Source organism: Kocuria salsicia, from assembly GCF_039532055.1.
Lineage (GTDB): Bacteria > Actinomycetota > Actinomycetes > Actinomycetales > Micrococcaceae > Kocuria > Kocuria salsicia.
The window spans coordinates 194,293-217,661 of the sequence record NZ_BAAARF010000008.1 but is presented as its reverse complement, the minus strand read 5'-3'; the positions used below and the strand labels follow the sequence as shown (position 1 = coordinate 217,661).

General features: G+C 69.7%; 16 protein-coding genes and 1 pseudogene. 7 read left to right on the top strand and 10 right to left on the bottom strand.

Annotated elements, in window-relative coordinates:
• Positions 1 to 106: 106 nt before the first annotated feature.
• Positions 107 to 610: a phosphoribosyltransferase gene (locus ABD264_RS08115; RefSeq protein WP_145011841.1), complete on the bottom strand. Its 504-nt coding sequence runs from the start codon at positions 608 to 610 to the stop codon at positions 107 to 109.
• A gap of 156 nt (positions 611 to 766) precedes the next feature.
• Here ABD264_RS08115 and ABD264_RS08110 point away from each other — a divergent pair, with 156 nt between their 5' ends.
• Complete coding sequence (locus tag ABD264_RS08110; protein WP_344205380.1) at positions 767 to 2,329, top strand: nucleobase:cation symporter-2 family protein; 1,563 nt, start codon at positions 767 to 769, stop codon at positions 2,327 to 2,329.
• A gap of 239 nt (positions 2,330 to 2,568) precedes the next feature.
• Here ABD264_RS08110 and ABD264_RS08105 read toward each other — a convergent pair whose 3' ends face one another.
• A complete protein-coding gene (locus ABD264_RS08105; RefSeq protein ID WP_344205378.1) occupies positions 2,569 to 4,584 on the bottom strand; it encodes a P-loop domain-containing protein in 2,016 nt (671 codons plus the stop codon).
• A gap of 131 nt (positions 4,585 to 4,715) precedes the next feature.
• The gene (locus ABD264_RS08100) at positions 4,716 to 5,954 is read right to left on the bottom strand and encodes an MFS transporter (protein WP_344205376.1); all 1,239 of its coding nucleotides are present in this window, start codon (positions 5,952 to 5,954) and stop codon (positions 4,716 to 4,718) included.
• A 75-nt stretch (positions 5,955 to 6,029) separates the two neighbouring features.
• Between ABD264_RS08100 and ABD264_RS08095 the strand changes: the two genes are divergently transcribed.
• Both ABD264_RS08095 and ABD264_RS08090 read left to right on the top strand, forming a co-directional pair.
• Positions 6,030 to 7,079, top strand: coding sequence for a hypothetical protein (locus ABD264_RS08095; RefSeq protein WP_344205374.1), 1,050 nt, complete (start codon positions 6,030 to 6,032; stop codon positions 7,077 to 7,079).
• A gap of 819 nt (positions 7,080 to 7,898) precedes the next feature.
• Positions 7,899 to 10,562, top strand: coding sequence for an excinuclease ABC subunit UvrA (locus ABD264_RS08090; protein WP_344205372.1), 2,664 nt, complete (start codon positions 7,899 to 7,901; stop codon positions 10,560 to 10,562).
• 113 nt (positions 10,563 to 10,675) lie between these two features.
• Here ABD264_RS08090 and ABD264_RS08085 read toward each other — a convergent pair.
• Positions 10,676 to 11,868: pseudogene (locus ABD264_RS08085) on the bottom strand (glutathione-independent formaldehyde dehydrogenase).
• A gap of 575 nt (positions 11,869 to 12,443) precedes the next feature.
• On the opposite strand from ABD264_RS08085, the gene ABD264_RS08080 reads away from it, so the two are divergent.
• From ABD264_RS08080 to ABD264_RS08070, 3 genes are all read left to right on the top strand, one after another.
• Positions 12,444 to 13,775, top strand: coding sequence for a vWA domain-containing protein (locus tag ABD264_RS08080; protein WP_303106128.1), 1,332 nt, complete (start codon positions 12,444 to 12,446; stop codon positions 13,773 to 13,775).
• Between the two features lie 477 nt (positions 13,776 to 14,252).
• Positions 14,253 to 14,726: a hypothetical protein gene (locus tag ABD264_RS08075; protein WP_344205369.1), complete on the top strand. Its 474-nt coding sequence runs from the start codon at positions 14,253 to 14,255 to the stop codon at positions 14,724 to 14,726.
• 661 nt (positions 14,727 to 15,387) lie between these two features.
• On the top strand, positions 15,388 to 15,900 hold the full coding sequence (locus tag ABD264_RS08070) for a transposase (RefSeq protein ID WP_344205367.1): 513 nt from the start codon (positions 15,388 to 15,390) through the stop codon (positions 15,898 to 15,900).
• A gap of 11 nt (positions 15,901 to 15,911) precedes the next feature.
• On the opposite strand, the gene ABD264_RS08065 is transcribed toward ABD264_RS08070, so the two are convergent.
• The 5 genes from ABD264_RS08065 to ABD264_RS08045 all read right to left on the bottom strand — a co-directional run bounded on the left by ABD264_RS08065 (position 15,912) and on the right by ABD264_RS08045 (position 19,007).
• Complete coding sequence (locus ABD264_RS08065) at positions 15,912 to 17,042, bottom strand: NAD(P)/FAD-dependent oxidoreductase (protein WP_303106130.1); 1,131 nt, start codon at positions 17,040 to 17,042, stop codon at positions 15,912 to 15,914.
• Between the two features lie 140 nt (positions 17,043 to 17,182).
• Positions 17,183 to 17,485, bottom strand: coding sequence for a putative quinol monooxygenase (locus ABD264_RS08060; RefSeq protein ID WP_344205365.1), 303 nt, complete (start codon positions 17,483 to 17,485; stop codon positions 17,183 to 17,185).
• Positions 17,482 to 18,030, bottom strand: a complete 549-nt coding sequence (locus ABD264_RS08055; RefSeq protein ID WP_202975512.1) for a type 1 glutamine amidotransferase domain-containing protein — start codon at positions 18,028 to 18,030, stop codon at positions 17,482 to 17,484. The genes ABD264_RS08060 and ABD264_RS08055 overlap by 4 nt, the downstream gene beginning before the upstream one ends.
• A 22-nt stretch (positions 18,031 to 18,052) precedes the next feature.
• Complete coding sequence (locus ABD264_RS08050; protein WP_258924178.1) at positions 18,053 to 18,262, bottom strand: hypothetical protein; 210 nt, start codon at positions 18,260 to 18,262, stop codon at positions 18,053 to 18,055.
• Positions 18,255 to 19,007: a zinc-binding dehydrogenase gene (locus ABD264_RS08045; protein WP_238694083.1), complete on the bottom strand. Its 753-nt coding sequence runs from the start codon at positions 19,005 to 19,007 to the stop codon at positions 18,255 to 18,257. Before ABD264_RS08045 ends, ABD264_RS08050 begins: the two co-directional genes overlap by 8 nt.
• 135 nt (positions 19,008 to 19,142) lie before the next feature.
• On the opposite strand from ABD264_RS08045, the gene ABD264_RS08040 reads away from it, so the two are divergent.
• Complete coding sequence (locus tag ABD264_RS08040) at positions 19,143 to 19,370, top strand: hypothetical protein (RefSeq protein WP_244944893.1); 228 nt, start codon at positions 19,143 to 19,145, stop codon at positions 19,368 to 19,370.
• Between the two features lie 210 nt (positions 19,371 to 19,580).
• Here ABD264_RS08040 and ABD264_RS08035 read toward each other — a convergent pair whose 3' ends face one another.
• Positions 19,581 to 23,189, bottom strand: coding sequence for a bifunctional proline dehydrogenase/L-glutamate gamma-semialdehyde dehydrogenase (locus tag ABD264_RS08035; protein ID WP_344205360.1), 3,609 nt, complete (start codon positions 23,187 to 23,189; stop codon positions 19,581 to 19,583).
• Between the last annotated feature and the right edge of the window lie 180 nt (positions 23,190 to 23,369).

Genomic DNA, 23,369 nt, shown 5'->3' with positions numbered 1-23,369 from the left:
CCCGCCCCCCGCAATCGCGTGCTTTAACGGAGCAGGTGCCATCTGCTGTTCGGTAGACGGCACCCGCTGAGCTTCTGCAGCGCGCGGGGCGGCGTCGACGGGCGGATCAGCCCTGCTTGGCCACCGGCTCCTGCGCGGACCACGGGAAGACAATCCACTCGTCCGTGGACTTCCAGGAGAAGTCCGGACGGACCTCCGAGCGGGGCTTCTCGTAGACCACGGCGGAGCGGCACTCGGCGCCATAGCCGCGCAGCAGCTCCAGCACGAGGGAAAGGGTGCGTCCGGAGTCCACGACGTCGTCCACGACCAGGACCTTCTTGTCGCTGATGGAGTCCGTGTCCAGCATGGGGGCGAGCAGCACCGGGTCCGGAAGGGTCTCGTGGACGTCCGTGTAGAACTCGACGTTCACGGCGTCCGAGAGCTTCACGCCCATTGCGTAGGACAGCGCCCCGGCGGGCAGCAGACCACCGCGCGCCACCGCGATGATGATGTCCGGCACAAATTCCGAGTCCACGATCTGCTGGGCGAGTTCACGGCTGGCGGCGCCGAACCCCTCCCAGGTCAGGATTTCCTTGTTGTCCAGTTCGGTGGAGTCCGCGTGAAAGGCCATTCCCGTAGGTTAGTCGGTTTTCACGGCACGCACGTGCAGCCGTCCGGCCCACGGTGCCGCCCGGTCGCTCTGCCCTCCCTGCCCCAGATCGGAACCCGGTCCCACCGCGCCTACACTTTCCCTGTCCCCTCCTGCCCTTCCTGATCGAGGATCCCCATGGCCAGTTCAGCACCGTCCACCCTGCCCGGCGAGCGGGTCGCCCGCCCGGAGGACGAGCGGCTGGGAGCCGGGCGCACCGTGGCGTACGCGGTGCAGCACATCCTCACCATGTACGGCGGTCTCATCGCCGTGCCGCTCGTGGTGGCCAGCGCCGCGGGGTACGACGCCGCCACCACCGCCCTGCTCGTGGCGGCCGCCCTGTTCGTGGGCGGGTTCGCCACGTTCCTGCAGGCGTGGGGGCTGCCGCGGATCGGTTCCCAGCTGCCGCTGGTGCAGGGGGTTTCCTTCACCGGTATCGCCACCATGCTGTCCGTGCTGGCCACGGGCGGCGGCATCCAGTCGGTGATGGGCTCCATCATGGTGGCCTCCGCGTTCGGGTTCCTGGTGGCCCCGTTCTTCGCCCGCGTGCTGCGCTTCTTCCCGCCCGTGGTCACGGGGTCGATCATCACGACCATCGGCATCACCCTGGTGCCCGTGGCGGCGTCGTGGTCCATGGGCGGGGACGAGAAGGCCCCCGGCTACGGCTCCCTGGGCAACATCGCCCTGGCGGGGGTCACGCTGCTCGCCGTGCTGCTGCTGTCCAAGTTCGGCGGGGCGGTGCTGTCACGGCTGGCCATCCTGGTGGCGATCGTGGTGGGCACCGTGGTGGCGTGGGCCACCGGCATGGCCGACTTCTCGCAGGTGGGGCAGGGGCCGTGGGTTGCGCTGCCCTCCCCGTTCCACTTCGGCGCGCCCACGTTCCACATGGCGGCGATCGTGGCCATGGGCATCGTGATCCTGGTGAACATGGCGGAGACCACCGCGGACATCCTGGCCCTGTCCGAGATCACGGGCTCGCGGATCAACTCGGCGCGCATCGCGGACGGGCTGCGCGCGGACATGCTGTCCTCCGCCGTGGCGCCCGTGTTCAACTCGTTCACGCAGACGGCGTTCGTGCAGAACGTGGGCCTGGTGGCGATCACCAAGGTCAAGAGCCGCTACGTGGTGGCCCTGGGCGGTGTGTTCATGGTGCTGCTGGGCATGCTGCCCGTGCTGGGTCAGGTGATCGCCGCGATTCCACTGCCCGTGATGGGCGGCGCCGGGTTCGTGCTGTTCGGCACCGTGATGTCCTCGGGCATCCGCACCCTGGCGCGCGTGGACTACCGGGGCGGGATGAACCTGATCATCGTGGCGGTGTCCCTGTCCTTCGGGATGGTGCCGATCGTGGCCCCCACCTTCTACGCGGCGTTCCCGTCCTGGGTGGGCATCATCTTCTCCTCCGGCATCTCCTCCGCCGCCGTGGTGGCCCTGGTGATGAACTTCTTCTTCAACGAGCTCAGCGTCCACAAGAGCTCCACCGAGGCCATGGGCCTGGGCACCGTGGGTCTGCGGGTGCTCTCGCCGCGGGAGGCCGGGGCCCTGCAGGACGGCGACCAGTTCGTGGACGGCCGTCTGCTGGACGCCCAGGGCCGGGAGGTTCCCTTCGCCACCTCCCAGGAGCAGTACGAGTCCGTGCGCGAGCGCATCAGCGCGGGCGAGCTCACCTCGCTCGAGGACATCCGCCGCGCCGTGGGCAACTAGCCCCGGACGACGCCGCCCGCCCCCGTCCGCGAGCGACATCGGCGCCTGCCACTGCTCCGTTGGTGCAGAAATCGGCCCGGAAATCTGCACTGGCGGAGTAAATGCACGCGCGCGCACGTGGTGGCGGGGGCAGGCACGGGCCGGGGCGGACGTGCCGCGAGCGCTGGCCGTGGTTCACGCCCCGCGTCAGCGGCACAGCTTCCGTCAGCAACGCACCCGGCGGCGCGGCACAGCTCCCGTCAGCGGCGGACCCGGTGGTAGGCCGCCGCCACGTCCTGCGCCCTGGGCAGCGCCAGGTGGCCCGGATGGCCGCGGTGGTGCGCGAGGGCGTCAAGGCCCTCACGCACCACCCGTTCCAGGGCGGCGTCCACGAGCTCGGTGAGGGGCGTGCGACCGTCCGCCGTGCGCTCGACCTCCTCCAGAAGCCGCGCGATCGCCTCCGTCTGTGAGGGGTCCACGAGCTGGCTCAGGGCGGAGAGGTCCACGTCCTCGCGCCCCAGCTGGATGGTGTCGAGGCCGCGAGCGCGTGCCGGTTTGTCCCGGCCCCCGGGGCGGTCGGAGCTGCGGTCCGATCCTCCCCGGCCATGCTGTCCCCGGCCACCGCCGCGGTGCTCGCTGCGTCCACGGGAATCGTCCCGGGCACCCGCCACGCGCTCGGTCATCCCACCGCCGTGACCACCGTGGGCTCCGGGCGCTGCGCCGGGACCCGCCCCCGGACCGGGCCGGGCGGCGTCGTGCCCCGAGGCCCGGGACGCGGCGTCACCCGGGACGCCACCGGGAACGTGCGGACGGATCTGCCCAAAGGACTCCGCGGGATGCATGTCCTCGGGGCGCGGGAACTCGCGGACCACCTGCCGGGCGCGGTCGGTGACGTCCAGGGCGCGGTAGGCGTCCATCGCGATCACCAGGTCCGCGACGTCCAGGAACGCCCCGGAGCCGCCCGTGACCAGGATCGAGGACACCCCGCGCTCGGCGTAGAGGGCGCGCACCCGGTCCACGAACGGCGTGATGGGCTCGCGCTCGCCCGGAACCATGGCGCGCATGCGCTCGTCCCGGACCATGAGGTTGGTGGCGCACGTGTCCTCGTCGAGCAGCAGCACTCCGGCCTCCGCCTCGACCGCCTCGACCGTGGCGGCCGCCTGGGACGTGGAGCCGGACGCGTTGGACGTGCTGAAGTCGCGGGTGTCCGCGCCGGTGGGCAGGTTGGTGATGAACGGGGAGACGTCCGTGTGGGACACCGCCCGACCGTCCTCCGCGCGCACGGACACGGCACTCGGCAGGGTGACCACGCGCTCGCGGCCGTCCCCGGGCACGTGGCTGTAGACCCCGCGCTCCAGGGCCTGCAGCAGCGTGGACTTGCCGTGGTAGCCGCCGCCCACGACCACCGTGACGCCCTCCGGCACGCCCATGCCGCTCACGGTGGAGCCGTCCTCGAGCTCCAGCTCCACCCGCAGCCGCGGCGGGGTCTCGAACGGCACCGCCCCGCGGGCGAGCGGCTCGTCCCGGTGACCGGAGGCGCGGGGCAGCACGGCGCCGTCGGCCACGAACGCCACGAGGCCGCGCTGGGGCAGCTGCGCGCGCAGGTGCTGGGCATCCAGGTGGGAGGTCACGTGCGCCTCGAACGCGGCGGGTTCCAGGTTCTCCCAGCGCAGCGCGCACTCGACGACGCCCGGCAGCACCTCCGTGAGCAGCCGGTGCGCGGCGTGACCCTTGATGCGCCGCCCTGCGGCGGGCAGCGCGATCTCGCAGCGCACCTCGACGGCCCCCGCCTCAGCGGTCGACGACGCCGGACGGCCGGCTGTGCGCCCCCGGTCCACCGCCCCGGCGTCTCCCGCCCGGCGCATCCCGGACTCGCGTGCCGGGGCGGGATCCACCGCGCTCCCTGGATCCGGCACGATCACGGAGGAGCGCTCGAGGATCTCCTGGCCCGTGCGCTGGATCGAGATGCCACCGGAGTCCTTGCCGCCGCGCGGGCCCAGGTCCCGGGCGGCCCGGGCGAACTCCCGGGTGAGGAAGTCCCCGGCGGCCACGCGGGCGTCCCGGGTGGCGATCAGCTCGCGGGGGATCCCGGTGTCGAACAGGGAGAGCCGGATCCGGGCCAGGGACGGCGGGGCGTACGGGTCCGACTGAACGCGGTCCAGGACGAGCTCCGCCGCCCCGAGCCGCCACGAGCCCTTGAGCTGCTTGTACGCGCTGTAGCTGCTGCCATCCAGGCGGGGGAGGGTCTGCGAGAGGTCCGTGCGAGGTGTGCTCATGGGTCCATCGCACCACATGTGCGGGGGCCGGGGCACGCGGCAGGGCCGCCTCCCCGTGCGGTTTCCCACAAGCAACGGGCCGGGGGACCAGGCCCAAGCGAGCGCTGCGCGCCCCGGGCCCCGTTCACATCTCAGGCTCTGCGTGCCTGCACCCGCCCGAGCACCAGCGCTGCCACGAAGCACAGCACGTACGCCCCGGCGACGGCGGCCCATCCGGCGGTGAACGCCCCCGTGAGGTCCACGAGCTGGCCCACCACCACGGGCCCCAGCGCGAAGCCCAGGTACATCCCGGTGGCCACCAGTCCGGACGCCGCACCGATCCGTTCCCCGGACACGGCGGCGACGATTCCCGAGTTGATCACCACGTTCGCGGCCAGCGGCAGCGCGGCGTGGAAGGCGACGCCCACCCACATGAGCCAGTGCTGCTGCGTGGTCTCTGCGAGCACGAGCAGCCCGAGCCCCACGATCCCGCCCAGGCTCATGACCTGGATCAGCGGTGCGGGTCTGCCGAGCCTGCCGCTCACCCGGCCCCACCCGATCCGGCTTCCGATCCCGATCACTCCCATCGCGCCCAGAAGGAGCCCGGCCACCGTGACGGTGTACCCCATGGCACGCACCGCGAACAGGGACGCGTACACGTTCACGCCCTGCGTGCCCACCGCGTTGAGGAAGGACGTCAGCGTCAGCAGCCACACCGCGGGCGGCAGCGCCCCCGACGACGCCGTGGCGGAGGGTGCGGCGGGAGAGGGAGCGGGCGGCGTCGTCGGGGTGTTCTCGCGGGCGCGGCGCTGCAGCCGGGTGACCACGGTCCACCCCGTGACGAGCAGGGGAACGCACAGCAGCGCGCCGAACAGTGCGGCACCCCGCCAGCCGAACGCCGCGCCCGCCACCGGGAACGTGAGGCCCGCGACCAGCAGACCCACCTGCACCCCGGACTGCTTCCACCCCATCCACGCGGAGCGCTGGGCCAGCGGCACGCGCTGCGCGACGATGCGGTTGGTCACCGGGTTGGAGAAGGACTGCGCGAGACCCGCAATCAGGGCCGCAACCAGCAGCATGGCGTAGGACTGCCACGTGGCGCTGAGCAGGAACGCCACCAGCACACCCCCGAAGATCAGGGTGAGCTGCACGCGGGTGTCGATGCGGTCCGCGAGCACTCCCAGCAGTGGCGCCGCGAGACCCGCTACCACGAACACCGCCGTGATGATGAACCCATACTGCCCCTCGGTGATCCCGTAGCTCTCCACGATGGTGGCGCTCAGCGCACCCACCCCGTAGTTGAACACCGGCCCGGCGGCCATTGCGGCCATGAGCACCGCCAGCAGGATTCCGGGGGCATTGCGCGTCGGCGAAGATGGGGTGCGGGTCACAGTCGATCACCCTAGACCCGCACCGCGCCCTCGACCTCCCGTAGGCTTTCCCCACGACTGAGAAAGGCGGACGCCATGAGTGACTCACTGGATCCGGAGCTCGCCCGGGCCCTGCAGGAACCGGCGCGGCTGGTGCGCGCGGACCCCGCACTGCTGGACACGGTCCGCCAGGCGGGTTCCCCTGCCCAGGCGGAACTGATGCGCCGCGTTTCGGACGTGCGCACTGTGGAGGACCGGTACGCGGCGGCCGCCATGCTCGCCGCCCTCTTCGGCCACCGCGGCCCGCTGGACCAGGCCGCCCACGGCTACGGCAGCACCCCGCCACTCGAACTGCTCGCGCTCGCGGACGTCCCGGCGCTCCAGCCCGCCCTGCGGGAATCCCTGTCCTCCCCCGTCCGCACCGGCCTGCTGGAGTGGGCCACCACCGCGGACCCTTCTCACCCGCCCCTCGAACTCGCCATGGCGGCCCGGGATCTCGGGCTGTCCGACGCTGCAGTGCTGCGTTCCGTCGCGGATCGCGCGGACCAGGTCGCCCACGACGTGGCACCCGCACAGCGGGAGCCACTGGCCCGTTTCTCGGAGGTGCTGCGCGCGGCGGCGCACAACCCCCGGGACGGTGGGGCGGCGGCGTCCGCGCCCGGTTCGATGCCGACGCCGCAGGCTCCCGTCGGCTCGCAGGGCCCCGCGGTCACGACCACCGGCATCCCGGCCTCCGAGATGCTGGGCGAGGACGAGCTGGACGAGCCCTCCCGGCCCGGACACCGCTACCCGGGTGAGGGCGTGCCCGTGCGCGACTCGATCGCAGGCCCTGGCGCCAACGCACCGCTGCAGACCTGGGAGCCGGGCAGCCTCTCGGGACGTCCCACCAGCGGCGAGTCCCAGGACGAGAACGACGCCGCCCACCCGTCCGGTCCCTCGGGCTCGTCCGACCGCCACGGACCGCCGGCGCCCCCGCGCGAACCGTCCACCAACGAGCTGTACTACGGCGTGGGCAGCGACCGGTACGCGGACCGGGACCCGGACAGCGAGCAGAGCCGGGCCGAGGACCGCCACGTGGCCCGCAACTGGGCCATCGTGTTCGCAGTGATCGTGGCGGTCATCGTGGTGCTGGTGCTGCTGTTCTGACCGCGGTAGGACCGCCCCCCGCCGGGCTCAGGAGTCGAGGCCGAGGCCCATGGCGCCCAGGGTCTTGAGCAGCGGGGGTGTAGCCGCCGAAGATGGCCCCGTTGTCCCCGCTGAGCCGGTAGGTTGACCAGATCCGCCAGGCCCTGCGTGTTGCGCCACCCGATCGGGTCCAGCTGCCCGTCGGTGAGCGGTTCGGTCATCAGCGCCTAGTCGTAGACCGGGACGGTCTTGAGCCTGTCGCGCTCGAGCAGGGACGGGAACACGTTGGTGGCCAGCACGGCGCGAGGCGCCCGCACGAGCCCGGCGTCGGTGTGGGCCACCACGCCGTCACCGAGGTGTCCAGGTCGGTCGCGCGGCTGTATTCGTGGATCTCGCCACCCAGCTCCGCGACCACCCGGGCCAGTGTGGCGGGGTGGCCTATGGCACACGTTCGCTTCCTCCACCGCCGGCGGGGTGCGTGGGGGCGAACCTGCCCACGCACTGCGCGCTCATCCAGGAAGACGCTGGAACCGTCCTCGGCAGTGGGCTCGTTCAGCCACCGCACCCGGTGAGGCTCCGCGGCCAGGTTGAGATTACCCGTGCGCTCGAATTCCACGTCCTTCCCATGGTGCTCAATCGGGGCGAGCGCGCCCGCGGTCCGGGCCGCTCTGCGGTGTGTTCGAGCAGCACTCGACTGCGCCCCGTGGTCGGCGGTCGTGCGGCGCCCGCGGGGATGTCGACGGTGCCGAGGACGCTGTATGGCTGGTTGTCCCCCATGCCGGACACCGCCGAACGGCAGGTCCGCTCCGTCTGACGGCACCCCCGGGTAGCGTGGACCAGGTGACTACTGAACAGAACGACACCGCATCCTGGCAGCACGGCGTAGTGGTGCGCGGCGCGCGCCAGAACAACCTCCGGGACGTCTCCCTGGACCTCCCCCGGGACGCCATCGTGGTGTTCACGGGGGTGTCCGGCTCGGGGAAGTCCTCCCTCGCCTTCGGCACGCTGTTCGCGGAGTCGCAGCGACGCTACCTGGAGTCCGTGGCGCCGTACGCGCGCCGGCTGATCGACCAGGCGGGTGTCCCGGACGTTGACGTGATTGAGGGGCTGCCGCCCGCCGTCGCGCTCCAGCAGCAGCGCGGCGGGGGTGGGGCGCGCTCGGACGTGGCCACGGTGACCACGCTGTCGAGCCTGGTCCGGATGCTGTACTCCCGCGCCGGCTGGTACCCGCCGGATCAGGCCATGCTCTACGCGGAGGACTTCTCCGCGAACACCGTGCAGGGCGCCTGCCCCACCTGCCACGGGATCGGGCGGGTCTACGAGGTTACCGAGGACACCATGGTCCCGGACCCGTCGCTGACCATCCGCGAGCGCGCTGTCGCCTCCTGGCCCGTGGCGTGGGCGGGGCAGAACCAGCGGGACATCCTGGTCTCCCTGGGCTACGACGTGGACACTCCCTGGAAGGACCTGCCGAAGAAGGACCGGGACTGGATCCTCTACACCGAGGACCGTCCCACGGTGGGCGTGTACCGCGGGCTCACCCCGAACCAGACGCGCAAGGCCCAGGAGGAAGGTGCGGAGGCCACGTACCAGGGCACGTTCATCGGGGCGCGGCGCTACGTGCTGGACACCTTCGCCAACGCGAAGAGCCCGAGCACCAAGAAGCGCGCGGCCCAGTACCTCACGAGCGAACTGTGCCCGGAGTGCCACGGCAAGAAGATCAAGCACGAGTCCCTGTCCGTGACGTTCGAGGGTCTGGACATCGCGGAGTTCTCGCACCTGCCGCTCGCACGCGTGGCGGAGATCGCGCGCTCGGTGACCGCGGAGGACTGGACCCCGGGTGAGGCCCAGCACCTGGAGGACCACCTGCTCGACGCCGAGGCCCGCGCCGCCTCCACCGCCTCGCGGGTCGCGGAGGGAGGTGCCTCGCACGACGCCGCACCGGACGTCCGGCGCACCCCGAACCTCTCGGTGGAGAAACGTGCCGCCGCGCAGCGCCTCGCGGCGGACCTCGTGGCGCGGCTGCAGCCCATGATCGACCTGGGCCTGGGCTACCTCTCCCTGGACCGCACCACGCCCACGCTCTCCGGGGGTGAGCGGCAGCGGCTGCGGCTGGCCACCCAGCTCTCGTCCAAGCTCTTCGGGGTGGTCTACGTGCTCGACGAGCCCTCCGCAGGTCTGCACCCCCGGGACCTGGACGCGCTCATTGGGATCCTGCACGGACTCAAGGATCGCGGCAACAGCCTGTTCGTGGTGGAGCACTCCCTGACCGTGATCCACGAGGCGGACTGGCTCGTGGACATCGGCCCGGACGCCGGCGAGCGCGGCGGGCGGGTGCTCTACAGCGGTGAGCCGAGCGGTCTCGCGGACGTTCCCGAGTCCGCGACACGCCGCTACCTCTTCGCCGAGCATGCGCCGTCGGCCGAGGCGCGCGAGCCCCGCACGCCGCAGGGGTGGCTGCAGCTCGAAGGCGTCACGCGCAACAACCTGCGCGGCCTGAACGTGAGCCTCCCCGCTGGGTGCCTCACCGCCGTCACCGGCATCTCCGGCTCGGGCAAGTCCAGCCTGGTCAGTCAAGCGCTGCCGGTGCTGGTGCGCGAGCGGCTGGGCCACGGCGGCCAGGAGGACACGGAGATCACCGGGGACCCGGAGGCGGACCTGCTGACCGCCGACGACGCCGCGGACGAGGTGCGCGGGCACGTCGTCTCCCTGCCGGGGAGCGTGCGGCGCGTCGTCGTGATCGACCAGAAGCCCATCGGGCGCACCCCGCGCTCCAACGTGGCCACCTACACCGGGCTGTTCGACGCCGTCCGCAAGCTCTACGCGGCAACCGACGAGGCGAAACGGCGCGGCTACAAGGCCGGGCGGTTCTCGTTCAACGTGGCCGGCGGTCGCTGCCCCACGTGCGAGGGCGAGGGCAGCGTGATGGTGGAGCTGCTGTTCCTGCCGAGCATCTACGCACCCTGCCCGGACTGCCACGGCACCCGCTACAAGGCCGAGACTCTGGAGGTGCTGTGGCGGGAGCGCTCCGTGGCGGATGTGCTGGCCATGAGCGTGGACGAGGCGCACACGTTCTTCGAGGGCGAGGACGCCATCCACCACACCCTGGGCGTGCTTCGGGACGTGGGACTCGGCTACCTCCGGCTGGGCCAGCCCGCCACGGAGCTCTCCGGCGGTGAGGCGCAGCGGGTCAAGCTCGCCTCCGAGCTGCAGCGGGCCTCGCGCGGGGACACCCTCTACGTGCTGGACGAGCCCACCGCCGGGTTGCATCCCTCGGACAGCGACCGGCTCATGAACCATCTGCAGGGCCTGGCGGACGCAGGCAACACGGTGGTCATGGCCGAGTTGGACATGCGCGTGGTTGCCCAGGCGGACCACGTGGTGGACATGGGCCCCGGTGCGGGAGCCGACGGCGGCCATGTGGTCGCGGCGGGCACGCCGCACGACGTCGCCGCGCACGCGGACAGCGCCACGGCACCGTACCTGAAGGCCGTCATGGCCTGACGGAGACCTTCTCAAGCAGCGACGAGCCCCACCGTGAGTGCCGTACGGTGGGGCTCGTCGTCGTCCGCGGTTCCTCCGTCTGTCCGGACTCGGTCCGGTCAGACGGTGGCTGCTCAGGCCTTGATCATGCCGTGCGGGTCGATGATGTACTTGTCATCCGAGCCCGCGTCAAAGGCCGCGTAGGCCTCAGGCACCTCGTCGAGGCTGATGACCTTGGTGTTGAGCATCTTGCTCAGGTACGGCATGCGGTCCCAGAGGATCGACATCATGAGCTCACGGTTGTAGTGCATGATGGGCGCCTGGCCAGCAGAGATGCGCGGGGACTTGATCCATGCCTTGCCGAAGTCGATGGGGTACGTACCCTCCTGCTCCGCCTTCGAGGACGCCAGCGGATCCGGGCCGTAGACGCCGATGATACCCGTGGCACCGCCCGCGCGGGTGGCGTCCAGGACCTGGTTCACGGCATATGCGGGATCCGTCTTCTCCGCCTCGGAGCCGATGCCGTGGGCCTCGGTGCCCACGTAGTCCACCGCGCAGTCGACCATGGGCTCGCCCAGGATCGCCTCGATCTGCTCGGTCAGCGGGACGTCTTCGGAGAGGTCGATGGTCTCGCAGCCGTTCTGCCGCACGAGATCCAGCCGCTCCTTGCTGTAGTCGCCCACAATGATGCAGGACGCCCCGAGCAGCCGTGCCGCGGCGGCCCGCAGCGGCCCACGGGCCCGGCGCCCGCGATGTAGACCGTAGAACCGGGCTTGGCGCCCGCCTCCATGAGGCCGTGGAATGCGGTGGGCAGGATGTCGGAGAGGAGAGCGAGGTCCCGGATCTTCTCCATGGCCTGGTCCCGGTCCGGGAAGCGCAGCAGCTGGAAGTCCGCGTACGGCACGAACATGTACTCAGACTGTCCGCCGTCCCAGTTGCCCAGGTTGAACCCGTACGCGGCGCACGCGGTGTCCGGGTTGGTGGTCTCGCACACTTCGGTGCGTCCGGCACGACAGTTACGGCAACGGCCGCACGCCACGTTGAACGGCACGGAGACGAGGTCCCCCTCGCTCAAGAACTCGACGTCCGAGCCTACTTCCACGACCTCCCCGGTCATCTCGTGGCCCATGCGCATGCCCTCAGGCACGGGGAACGAGCCGCGGTAGATGTGCAGGTCGCTACCGCAAATGTTCGTGGCCACGATCCTGAGGATGACGCCGTGCGGGGCCTTCTTCCCATTCGGCATGACGAGCTTTGGGTACTCCACCGTGTCCACCTGCATGTTGCCGGTGCCGTGGAACACCACTGCGCGATTGCCATTTGCCATCGTCTTAGCTCCTTTGGGCCTGCCGCATCGTAGAGCACGCAGGCCATAGGTTACGGTGCCGCCAATCGGTAGCACCGCGCTCATATTCGCAAAAACCAAGGAGAGCGCCAGCATTCGTCGGAACGGCCGCCTCGGTGAGAACCATTCCCCAGCGCGCTGTGAACGATTCTCATCGCACCCTCGAATGAACGTTGGGCGAACCCTGCGCCACCCTGCGCGCAGTGGCGCCATGAACCTCGACATCCGCCGCGCGCTCCCCGACGACGACGGCCCGGAATTCATGGTCCGCCTCAAGGCCACGGGGAGGGGCATGCGGGTAAACCCCCGTGCGCGGGATCGGACCGGTCTCGGTCGCACCCGAGCGGCAGTGGGAGGGCATCGGGTCACGGCTCATGACGGAGCTGATCCGTCTCGCGGACCCGGGACCGCAGGTGGCCGACGCGTTGTCCCCATCTGTGCCGATACCCGGATGACCCCGCACCGGGTCCCGGCCACGTAGTGTGGTTTCCGAGTGGGTGTCGGGGCCCGGTAGCGCCTCGGCGCAGGCCTGCCGCCTGGGATGGGGGACCGAGACGATGACCGAGCCTGGAACGCACCGAGACCGCGGGGCGCACCGCGCCGAACGCCGGGGGCTGAGCCGCACACTGCTGATCTGGCTGGCCCTCGGGGTGGTGGCCGTGCTGCTCCTGCTCGCCGCGATCTTCTTGATCCCACGGGGGGACAACGACGCGAGCGGCGATCCCACGGACGGCGGCTCTCCGACGGCGTCCGGCGCCTCCGGGGAGACGAGTGGGGGCGGTGACGAGCCCGTCGTCGTCGCCGGCTCCGAGACGGACGCGAAGACCTGGTCCGCCGTGCTGCAGGACCCTGCCGTGGAGCTGGGCGCCCCGGGCGAGGACACCGGGACCCGCGAGCTGATCTCGCGCGCGCTGGGCGAGGTGCAGGTCGGCCAGGCGGACCGGTCGGTCACCGAGCAGGCACTGAAACGGCGGGCCCGCTCCGAGGGGGACGCCGCCCCCGTCCAGGACGCAGCACAGCGCCTGCAGCAGATCGCGGAGGACCCTGCACCGAGCTCTCCGGCGCCTGCAGACCCGAGCGCCCCCGCCTACGCCGCGGGTGCAGAGCACCCCTCGGCCACCGTGGTCACGCGCGGCGAGTGGCAGGACTACCGCGCCCAGCACGCGGACACCTCGCTCGTGGCCAGCACCCCGGGCAGCCGCCCCGTCTCGGAGGCTCCCACCGCGGATGACGCCGCTCTGACGCATGCCCTGGAGCAGTGGCAGCACCTCGCGGAGCCTTTCCACGCGCTGGTGGCCATCGACATCTCAGGTTCCATGGGCACCACGGCACTGCCCGACGGCTCCACGCGCATGGACCTCACCAAGGCCGCAGCCGCCACTGCCGTGGGGCTGTTCCCCGAGCACGATGCGCTTGGGCTCTGGACGTTCGAGCGGCACCTGGACGGAGACAAGGACTACCGGTCGGTGACCCCCGTGCGCGAGCTCTCCGCACCGGTGCGCGGCGGTACCCAGCGGGACCAGCTCTCCCGGGACGCGCAGTCCCTGACGTTCTCTCCGGACGGCTACACAGGGCTGTACGACACCACCCTGGCTGCCTACCGCCAGGTACTCCACGACGACGCCCCAGATCACCTGCGCACGGTGATCGTGCTCTCCGACGGCATGAACCACGACCCCGGTTCCATTGCGCTGGACGAGCTGCTGAGCACGCTGAAGGCCGAGCAGGACACCGAGAACCCGGTGCGGATCATCACCGTGGGGGTCTCGAAGGACGCGGACGCCACGGTGCTGCAGCAGATCGCGGAAGCCACCGGTGGCTCGTCCCATGTGGCACGTACGCCGCAGGACATCCAGAAGGTGTTCGTGGACGCGTTGACGGGGGCGTGAGGGGGCGCCGCCGGGCGCGTGCGCAGCGCATGAGGAGAGGTTCTGCCCCGATTATCGGCCATTCCGGGGGGGTGTGGAGCTGCACCTCACGCCCCATATTTAACATCATGTCTGTTATGAGCGTTTTTCCGCTCCCCCTCCACCCACCCTCATCCCGCGAGATGATGGCTATCGTGCCACCACCAAAGATGTATCGGCTTTGCAAGCTGTAAGCCCGTTTGAGGATGAAGTCAAACCGGTTGGTCATTTCAAAATTTCTGAAGTCTAGCCAAACGGCCAATTTATGTAACTATTTGGCAGCGGTGACCCTCCTGTGTTTGCGATCACCACGGCCTCCTCCGTAAGTTCTCGTGATGCACACTAATCACCGCGCCACCAGGAGCGGCTCTCTCCTTGGGACTACTTGGCGGTATGGCCGCTGCGTCAATGGCGGCCGAAGCACCTGCCCCTCAGGCACAGCAAGCGAGCCAGGCCGACGTGGCAAAGGTTCAGGGGAACATCAAGAAGGTTGATGACTCCAACATGGCGTTCCGTCTTTCCAAGGGCGACAAGCCTGCCCAGGATGGCTCTGCTGTGGTCGCCAAGGACGGTACCAAGCAGGCGCTTCCCTCTCAGGAGAAGGACGAGAATGGCAAGACCGTCGCCTTGAAGTACGCGGAAAAAGACGGCGTTGTGACAATCAACGTCCTGCAGTGGAATCCCAAGACGAGGGCAACCAATAATCCGATGGCGACTGCAGCCGTGAGCAGAGGCTGGAAGTGCGCACTCGGCACCGGCGGGGGTGCTGGGACCGGGGACATCGCAGGTGGCACTGCCGGGGCTACCATCGGCAGCGTCGTGCCCGGGGCCGGAACTGCTGCAGGATGGGCCACTGGCACCGCCATTGGCAGGGCCGTTGGCGGTGGCGCTGTGGGCGCTGTGGGCGCTGTGGGCGCTGCTGCATCCTGCTGATGACCTGGAAGGACTGCAAGTGAACCAGCAAAGAACTGGCATGTATGCAATCATCGCAGCTTGGGTCAGCGTTGCCCTCGCCTTGGCTCTGACGCTTTCAAATGGGGGGCCGTTTGTGGTCCTGTTGATAGCTACAGCAATCATTGCGATTTCGGTAACATCGTACTGGGCCAGAAAATCGCAGCATTTGAGTTGAACCCGATCGCTCCCGGCCAGAATCCTTAGGCCGGGGGCGATTTCTTGTAGGCCTATTACTGTTCCTTCGGACGCTGCCGTTGCCACTTGTCGTAATGGGATGAGCAGTACCCCCTGCCCTTGACCGGCTGATCGCACCCCGATGCAGGGCATGTATGGCTCACGGGTCCAAATTTCGAGGTCAAGGCCCCTCCCCTGACGAGCACGCGGCTACGGTGCAGTGCTTCGGAGGCCTCTTTGCAGGAGGAGCTGGAGCTGCCACCGCAACTAAACTGCTAGTCCGGATCGTTCACGACGCCGCGGAGTGATCGGCGCGTAGAAGCACGGAAGCGCCTGCACAGCAGGGGAAACTTGTAATTGCGATGTCCCAAGTTCTCCGCGTTGGAAGGCAGTCCGTAGGTGAAGCGGACTTCGTGGTCGACGGGTCTGTCCGTGACGGCCGACGGTGTGGCGCACGCTGAAGTCGATGACGCCCGGTCGACGGAATAAGATCGCGGCCGCCCCTGCTCGGGTCCGGCGCCACGTGTGGGCCCAACTGCCCGGCGGCATCCCGGCCTCCAAGGTCGCCGGGACCAACCTCGCCGACGTCATCGTGCTAGAGATCGACGCCACGAGCGTGATCGCGCACAGCCAGAAGGAGAACGCGGCCGCCACGTTCAAACGGCCCTTCGGCTACCACCCGATCGGGGTTTGGTGCGACAACACCAGTGAGTTCCTCGCCGCCAAGCTGCAGGCAGGCAACGCCGACGTCGCCTCAAGATCCCGGAGTCATGGCCCTGGGCAACCGCGATCGTCGCGGCCTTCGCGAACATCGCCGCCATCCCGCAACCGGCCCGACCTGGCCCGTCCGCCCACGACATCACCACCCGGAAAACCGCAGCCCGGCAGCGCCAGCCGGCCCGTCGTCATACCCGCAATCACTCCGCACACGGGCGCACTCGACCACACGGCTCCGACACGATCCCGACCGCCGTCATGAAAGACCGGGGGCTAGCCCTGGGCCTCGCCGAGGCGCGCTTCGGGCGTGAGCTCAGCGCGGAGACCGCCGCCGGTCGCAGCCCGGGCAAGAGCGCGACCCAGTGCAGGTGCCTGCTTGAACAAATTGTGACCGGCCACGAAGAAGACAGAGTCTGCCTCCCACACGGCCACGCCGTCCTCACTCCACGGGAGGTCGGTCACCCAGCAGTGGAGGAAGTCGCGCGGCTCTGGGTGGAGACCGGGCAGCGCCCGTGTCACGTATTCGCGTGCGCGTTCGTCCAGCGATCGAATCGCCGCCGGGTCGATGAAAGTTCCGTCGTCGCGGACGCCGACGGTGTCGCTGAGTCCAACCGAATAGCTGCTGTTGCCCGGTAGCGGTGTCGCGTAGACGCCGACTTCGCCGAAGACGCCGCTGCTGTCCTGCAGGCACGCGACTCGTGCCGGGGCGGCGGCTTTCACGTCGAAGGTCAGCCGTACGTGTGCGGCGAGGCGAACCGGCAGCGACAGGCCGACGCTGCGTGCCAGGCGGGCGGTTTCGCGGCCGGTGCACACGACCACCTTGGAGTAGACAGCCCGGTCGGTGACGCTGCGCACCTCGACCGTCCCGTCGGCGAGGGGATCGATGGAGATGACCTCACCGGTGGTGACCGCATCTGCGAGGGCACCCGTGAGTGCCTTGATCGCGGCGCGGGTGCGGATCGCGCCGCCCGACTCGTCGAGCACCGCTGGCCCCGAGTATCCAGCGAGCAGCGGCATCCGCTGGGCGACCTCGGCCGCGTCGATCTCGTGCGCTTCCACGCCGCCGACCTGGTCGAGCACCCGCAGCCGCGCCAGGGCGCTGTCTCCGATCGCCAGGACACCGTCTGATGAGACCAGCTCGACGTCGAAGTGTTCGGCCCACTCATCCCATACCCCGCGGCTTTCGCGCGCGAAAGCGACGAGTCGCGGGTCGTCGTGGGCATGCCGGAAGATCCGCGACTCGCCTGCGGACTGACCCGTCCCGGGCAGACCAGCCTCGTACAAGCGCACCGGTACGCCCTGCTCCCGCAGCGCGTACGCCGTCGACAGACCGACGATCCCGCCCCCGATCACTGCTACCTCGGGTGAACGCGTCGTGGCAACGCCCTCGTCAGTTCCTGTCATCGCGGTTCCTCGATCTGTTGGCGATTAGCGATATGCCGCAAGAGAAGGGGCCGCTGCCACGACGTCAGCGGGCTGTGTAAGCCCGAAGTCACCGCGCGCAGCGCCCCTCCTCTCTGGGCCAGTGCTCCCGGTCTGTGGTGTCAGGCGGGGAGCTTGGAGCCCAGGACGTCGAGCTTCTCGATCGTGGGCTCGCTGAACAGTTTGCCGGTCTGCTCGCCGAGAGCGGTCGCAACTGCGCCGGACAGGTGCGCGTCGCGGCCGGCGTCGTCGGGGAACACGTCGAAGATCCCGAAGGAGGACGGGCCGAGACGGATCGCGAACCACGCGACGGTGGCCGGTTCCTCCTCAACGAGCCCTCGCCCGATGCCGAGGAATTCCTGGACCTCGTCTTCCTTGCCGGGCAGGGCCTCCAGCCTGACAAGCGGTCCCTTGGTCACGCTCATGACATCACCTCTTCCTGGGTCGAATTGCTCGCAAATTGCGTCACGATTGTATCGCAGAACACAGGCAGGTCATCGGGCGAGCGGCTGGTGATCAGGTTCCCGTCCACCACGACGTCCTGGTCGACGACGTCAGCACCGGCGTTGCGCAGGTCCGTGCGGATGCTCGGGAAGGACGTCAAGGTGCGGCCTTCGACCACACCGGCCTCGATCAGCGTCCACGGCCCGTGACAGATCGCCGCAACGGGCTTACCGCTTTCGACGACCTCGCGGACGAAGGAGACCGCGTCGGGGTCAACCCGGAGGTGGTCGGGGTTCACCGTGCCGCCCGGGAGAAGCAGGGCGTCATAGTGGGTGACAGAGGCGTCCGCGACCAACCCGTCAACGGTGAACGTGCCTGCTGCATCCAGATCGTTCTCACGCGTCTGAATCTCACCGTCATGGATCGACAGCACCTCGGTCTGTGCGCCGGCCCGCTCCAGTGCCTCGCGGGGCTGTTCGAGCTCGACTCGCTCGACCCCGTCCGCGGCGAGGATGGCGACTCTCATGCCCTATAGCGTCTCGGACATATCAGCTCGCCTTCTTCTCCGTCGACATCCCGGGCTTGATGAGGACCTTCGTCCAACCCTCGGACCTGGCGTCGAAGTTCTTGTAGGCATCGGCGGCCTGGTCCAGCGAGATCTCGTGGGAGACGATCCACGAGGGGGTCGCCTTGCCGGCGGCGATCAAGTCCCGCAGCTGGCGGTTGTACCGCTTGACCGGGGCCTGACCGCTACCCATGGTCTGACCCGTGAACCAATGCGTGCCGAAGTCGATGGCCGCCTTTCCCTGCTTGGCGCAGGTCATCCTTGCTTCCGGGGCCCTGGGGGACGAACACGCCGACGGTGCCGATTCGTCCGGTGAAGCGCACCGCGTTGATGAGCATGTTCAGGGTAGCGGCCGTGTCTTCGTTTCCCTGGGGATCGTGGGCCTGGTAACCCACGCATTCGCAGCCCCGGTCGGCTCCCAGCCCCATCGTCTCGTCGAGAACGGTTTGCACGGGATCGACCTTGGAGTCATCGATGGCGATCGCGCCGATCTGCTCGGCCAACGCGAGCCGGTCAGGGTGACGATCGACCACCATCACCTTCGCGGCGCCCTTGATCATCGCGAACAGGGCGGCCATCAGCCCGACCAGACCCGCCCCGGCGATAACAACACTGTCGCCCGGGATCACGCCGGCCATCTCGGTGGCGTGGTAGCCGGTGGGGAAGATGTCGGAGAGCATGACGTAGTCGTTCTCCTTCTCCTCCGCATCTTCACCCAGGCGCAGCGCGTTGTGATCACCGAAAGGCACCCGGAGCAGTTCCGCTTGGCCACCGCCGTACGGGTCCATTGCGGCGAACCCGTAGGCCGCACCGGCGGTCGACGGGTCGGGTTGCGTCGTCAGGCAATAGTTCGTGAGCCCGCGTTCGCAGTTCTTACAGAATCCGCACGAGATATTGAACGGCAGCACAACCCGGTCTCCGACCCTGACCTTCTCCACGCCACTACCGACCTCGACGACCTCCCCCATGTTCTCGTGGCCGAACGGGTCTGCTGCACGGATAGGTGACAGGTAGCAGTCCCGAATCCCGTCATGGGTCCATGGTGCAAGCCGCCAACAACTGGCCGAGCGACCATGGTGCCGCCGTCACGTGTCCTTCTAGCGCGGTGGGATGGCTACCACAACGACATCCCACTTCCCTGGCTGCGCGCCCTCGTGGCCGTCGTGACGGCGGCTCCGATCGCGTTCACCGACCTGGCCTGGCGCGGCTTCATCGGCTGGCCGCTGCTGGTGACGCTGCTCCTGGTGGTGAGTGGCGGGATCCGGCGCGGTCAGCAACGGAGGCACACCCACCGGATCTGAGGCCCGCGAAACGCCCCGTGCTTCGCGGTATCGCATCGCCCCTGCCGAGTCCGGGCACAGCACGAGCGGCGCCCCCGGTCCCCCGGGAGCGCGGCTCGCGTCCGTTCCGATGCCAGACCTCGAGAGTCCGGGGTCAGCAGCCGGTCCGCCCTGGAGCGCCAGGCGCCCGCGACCCGCAGGCCGCCGGGCGGCAGGCATGACGCCGCCCGGTCACCGCACCATCTCGTCCACCACCCGCTGCATGGACTGGCTGTGGTTGCCGAAGCGGTGCATGGTGATGGACACGGCCTGCTCAGCCAGCATGTACATCATCTCCACGCGCCCGGTGCCCACCACGTCCTCGGTGATCAGGGCTATGTCCGGGTGCTCGGCGCGCACCGCGTAGAGGTCCTTGAGGTCCTCCTCGGAGCCGCCCCACGGGGAGATCACGCGGACGCGGGCGCCGTGGCGGACGTCCAGGGCATCGTCGCCGAGGACGCGCAGGTCCGAGAGCTGGCCGAGCGCACCCAGGGAGCCGCTGTCCAGGGCGTGCGCGAACTCGGCGTCCGTGGCCGGGTTCAGCACGGTGGCGAACAGCCCGTTCACGGCCTCCGGCAGGGACTCGGCGGCGCTGAGCACCACCTGCGAGCCGGAGCGCACCGCCGCGAGGCCCACGCGCAGGACGTCCGTGAGGGACGCACCCTCACGGGCGCGCACCGTCACGGTCCGGGGGCGGTAGCGGAACAGGTTGGCCTCGCTGCGCAGAGCCGTGGGGTCCTTGACCTGGCCGAACTCACGCTGCCACTCGGACTGGTCGGACTGCGCGGCACGGCGCAGCCACACGAGGTCATTGTCCGAGATCAGCGGGGTCACGGCGTCCAGCGCACGGTGCACGCGCGGGTCCAGGACCCATGCGCCGGCCGCGCCGCGGTCCGTGCTCGAGTCCGAGAACGGTGCCCGCGTCCACCGGCCCAGGGAGGCCAGGTAGTTCGGACCGCCGGCCTTGGCGCCGAGGCCCACGGAGGAGCGCTTCCAGCCGCCGAAGGGCTGGCGCTGCACGATCGCGCCCGTGATGCCGCGGTTCACGTAGAGGTTGCCGGCCTGCACGGTGTCGATCCAGCGCAGGATCTCGTCCGCGTCGAGCGAGTGGATGCCCGCCGTGAGCCCGTAGTCCGTGGCGTTCTGCAGCTTCACGGCCTCGTCAAGACTGTCCGCGGACATGAGCCCCAGGACGGGGCCGAAGCACTCGGTCAGGTGGAAGAAGGACCCGGGCTTCACGCCGGTGCGGATCCCGGGGCGCCACAGGCGGCCGGAGTCGTCCAGCTGCTTGGGCTCGATCAGCCACTCCTCATCGGGCTCCAGCTCGGTGAGCGCCTTCAGCAGCTTGCCGGAGGGCTGCTGCACCGTGGGGCCCACGGTGGCCTGCAGGTTCTCGGGCCAGTCCACGACCATCGACGACGCCGCGTCCACGAGCTGGCGGCGGAAGCGCTCGGACTTCGCCACGGAGCCCACCAGGATGCCGAGCGACGCCGCGGAGCACTTCTGCCCCGCGTGGCCGAAGGCGCTGGAGACGAGGTCCCACACCGCCTGGTCACGGTCCGCGCTGGGGGTGATCACCAGGGAGTTCTTGCCGGAGGTCTCCGCGGTGAGCGGACGCTCCGGGTCCCACGAGGCGAACAGCTGCGCGGTCTCGTACGCGCCGGTGAGTACCACGCGCTCCACGTCCGGGTGGGAGATCAGCGCCTTGCCGCCCCCACCCTCCACGGCGTCCACGAGCTGCAGCACATCGCGCGGCACACCGGCCGCCCACAGCGCCTCGCACACCGCGGTGGAGCAGCGGCGAGACTCGGGGGACGGCTTGTGGATCACGGCCGAACCTGTGGCCAGAGGCGCCACGGTGGTGCCCGTGGGGATGGCCAGCGGGAAGTTCCACGGCGGGGTCACCACGGTCACGGCGTGCGGCACGAAGTCCCCGCCGTCCACGAACTCCAGCTCCAGCGCGCGGCGGGCGTAGTAGCGGCAGAAGTCCACGGCCTCGGAGACCTCGGGATCGCTCTGCTCCAGAACCTTGCCGGTCTCCGCACCGGCCACGGCCATGAGGTGGCCACGGCGCGCGGCGAGAATGTCCGCGGCGCGGTTGAGGATCTCGGCGCGCTCACGGGCGGGGGTGGCTGCCCAGTGCTTGCCGGCGGCCTTGGCGGTGGCCACGACGTCGTTCACGGCCTGCATCGCCTCGTCCGAGTCCTGGTCCATGTCCTTCAGCAGCTCGGGCACGGCCACGGAGGCGTACCATTCGCTGCTGCCGATCTTCTCGGCCAGGCCCCCGGCCCAGCGCTGGTTGGCGGGCACGGAGACGTCCGTGTCCGGCTCGTTGCGGAACGGCTCGTCCAGCGGCAGGGTGGCCTGCTCCCCCGCGGTCTCCGTGGTGCGGTCCTGCACGCGGCGCGGACCCGGGGCCTGCGGCTCTGTCTCCAGCTCGGCGAGCGCGGCCCGGAAGCGGCCCTCCTCGCGCTGGAACACCCAGTTGTCCGGACCCAGCTCGAAGATCCCGGACATGAAGTTCTCGTTCGCGGAGTTCTCCTCGAGGCGGCGCACCAGGTAGGACACGGCGACGTCGAACTCCGCGGGCTTCACGGCCGGCACGTACAGCAGCAGCTGGCCCACGTCCGTGGACACGGCCTCGCTCTGGGAGGTGGCCATGCCCTGGAGCATCTCGAACTCGATGCGGTCGGTGACGCCGCGCTGCCCGGCCAGCAGGTGGGCGAAGGCGATGTCGAAGAGGTTGTGACCGGCCACGCCCAGCCGCATGCCCTTCATGCGCTCGGGCTGAAACAGCCAGGTGAGCACGCGCTTGTAGTTGGTGTCCGTGGCCTGTTTGGACTCCGTGGTGGCCAGCGGCCAGCCGTGCATTTCCGCGTCCACGTTCTCCATGGCGAGGTTCGCGCCCTTGACCAGGCGGACCTTGATCTGTGCGCCGCCGTCCGCGACGCGCTGCCCGGACCACTCGGAGAGCCGCTGGATGGCGCCGAGGGCGTCCGGGAGATAGGCCTGGATGACGATGCCGGCCTCGAGGTTCTTCAGCTGGGGCTTGTTCAGCAGCCGCTGGAACACCTCGATGGTCAGTTCGAGGTCCGAGTAGACCTCCATGTCCAGGTTGATGAACATCTTGCCGGTGCCCTTGGTGGCGGCCGTTTCATACAGCGGCAGCAAGCGCTTGACGACGCGCTCGGCGGTGCGTTCGAAGCCCCAGTGGGACAGCTGCGGCACCACGGAGGAAACCTTCAGGGAGACGTAGTCCACATCCTCGCGGCGCAACAGGCCCTCGGCGTCCGCGAGGTGCTTCTTCGCCTCGTCCTCGCCGAGCACCTCCTCGCCCAGGAGGTTGATGTTCAGCCGGTGACCGTGCTGCTTGAGGCCCTTCACGGACTTGCCGAACGGGCCCGGGCGGGCGTCCACGACCATGTGGCCGACCATCTGACGCAGACGGGTGCGCGCCGCGGGGACCACCACGGAGGGCAGCGCGCCGGAGAGCACGACGCCCGCCTGGATCTGGGCCCGGTCCGCGGCCGGCATGGACTGCGGGGTCAGCTTGGCGATGTCCTGCAGCGCCTTTGCCGCAGCCTTCGTGTCCTCCGTGCGGATCACGCGGTCCACGAAACCCACCGTGAACTCCAGCCCGTTGGGGTCCTGCAGCACGGCGGCGAGGCGGTCCTCGGCAGGGTTCTTCTGCCTGCTCTTGCGCTCGTTGTCCTGAGCCTTCTGCAGCCACGTGCGCACGAGATCCACGGCGGGATCTGCGAGCGAATGGGGATCGGATCCGGTATTGACGGTGCGTGCCATTGCAGCGCCTCCAAGAGTCTCGGCCCGGGGAAGGTGCCGAGGCATTCCCTCGGCCACCAGCCAAGTCTCACCGGGCCCGGCGTGGCTGGTCTCACCACGCTACCGTGGCGCGCGGCATCGCCAGTAATCTCCCTCACGGCGCCGTGCAACACACCTCACGCTTCGCACGACGCCGCCCGC

What these genes read in the sequence shown, in the direction of transcription:
- ABD264_RS08115 (WP_145011841.1), bottom strand. Translation starts at nt 610, where the DNA reads ATGGCCTTTCACGCGGACTCCACCGAACTGGACAACAAGGAAATCCTG.
- ABD264_RS08110 (WP_344205380.1), top strand. Translation starts at nt 767, where the DNA reads ATGGCCAGTTCAGCACCGTCCACCCTGCCCGGCGAGCGGGTCGCCCGC.
- ABD264_RS08105 (WP_344205378.1), bottom strand. Translation starts at nt 4,584, where the DNA reads ATGAGCACACCTCGCACGGACCTCTCGCAGACCCTCCCCCGCCTGGAT.
- ABD264_RS08095 (WP_344205374.1), top strand. Translation starts at nt 6,030, where the DNA reads ATGAGTGACTCACTGGATCCGGAGCTCGCCCGGGCCCTGCAGGAACCG.
- ABD264_RS08080 (WP_303106128.1), top strand. Translation starts at nt 12,444, where the DNA reads ATGACCGAGCCTGGAACGCACCGAGACCGCGGGGCGCACCGCGCCGAA.
- ABD264_RS08070 (WP_344205367.1), top strand. Translation starts at nt 15,388, where the DNA reads ATGACGCCCGGTCGACGGAATAAGATCGCGGCCGCCCCTGCTCGGGTC.
- ABD264_RS08065 (WP_303106130.1), bottom strand. Translation starts at nt 17,042, where the DNA reads ATGACAGGAACTGACGAGGGCGTTGCCACGACGCGTTCACCCGAGGTA.
- ABD264_RS08060 (WP_344205365.1), bottom strand. Translation starts at nt 17,485, where the DNA reads ATGAGCGTGACCAAGGGACCGCTTGTCAGGCTGGAGGCCCTGCCCGGC.
- ABD264_RS08055 (WP_202975512.1), bottom strand. Translation starts at nt 18,030, where the DNA reads ATGAGAGTCGCCATCCTCGCCGCGGACGGGGTCGAGCGAGTCGAGCTC.
- ABD264_RS08050 (WP_258924178.1), bottom strand. Translation starts at nt 18,262, where the DNA reads ATGGGTAGCGGTCAGGCCCCGGTCAAGCGGTACAACCGCCAGCTGCGG.
- ABD264_RS08040 (WP_244944893.1), top strand. Translation starts at nt 19,143, where the DNA reads ATGGTGCCGCCGTCACGTGTCCTTCTAGCGCGGTGGGATGGCTACCAC.
- ABD264_RS08035 (WP_344205360.1), bottom strand. Translation starts at nt 23,189, where the DNA reads ATGGCACGCACCGTCAATACCGGATCCGATCCCCATTCGCTCGCAGAT.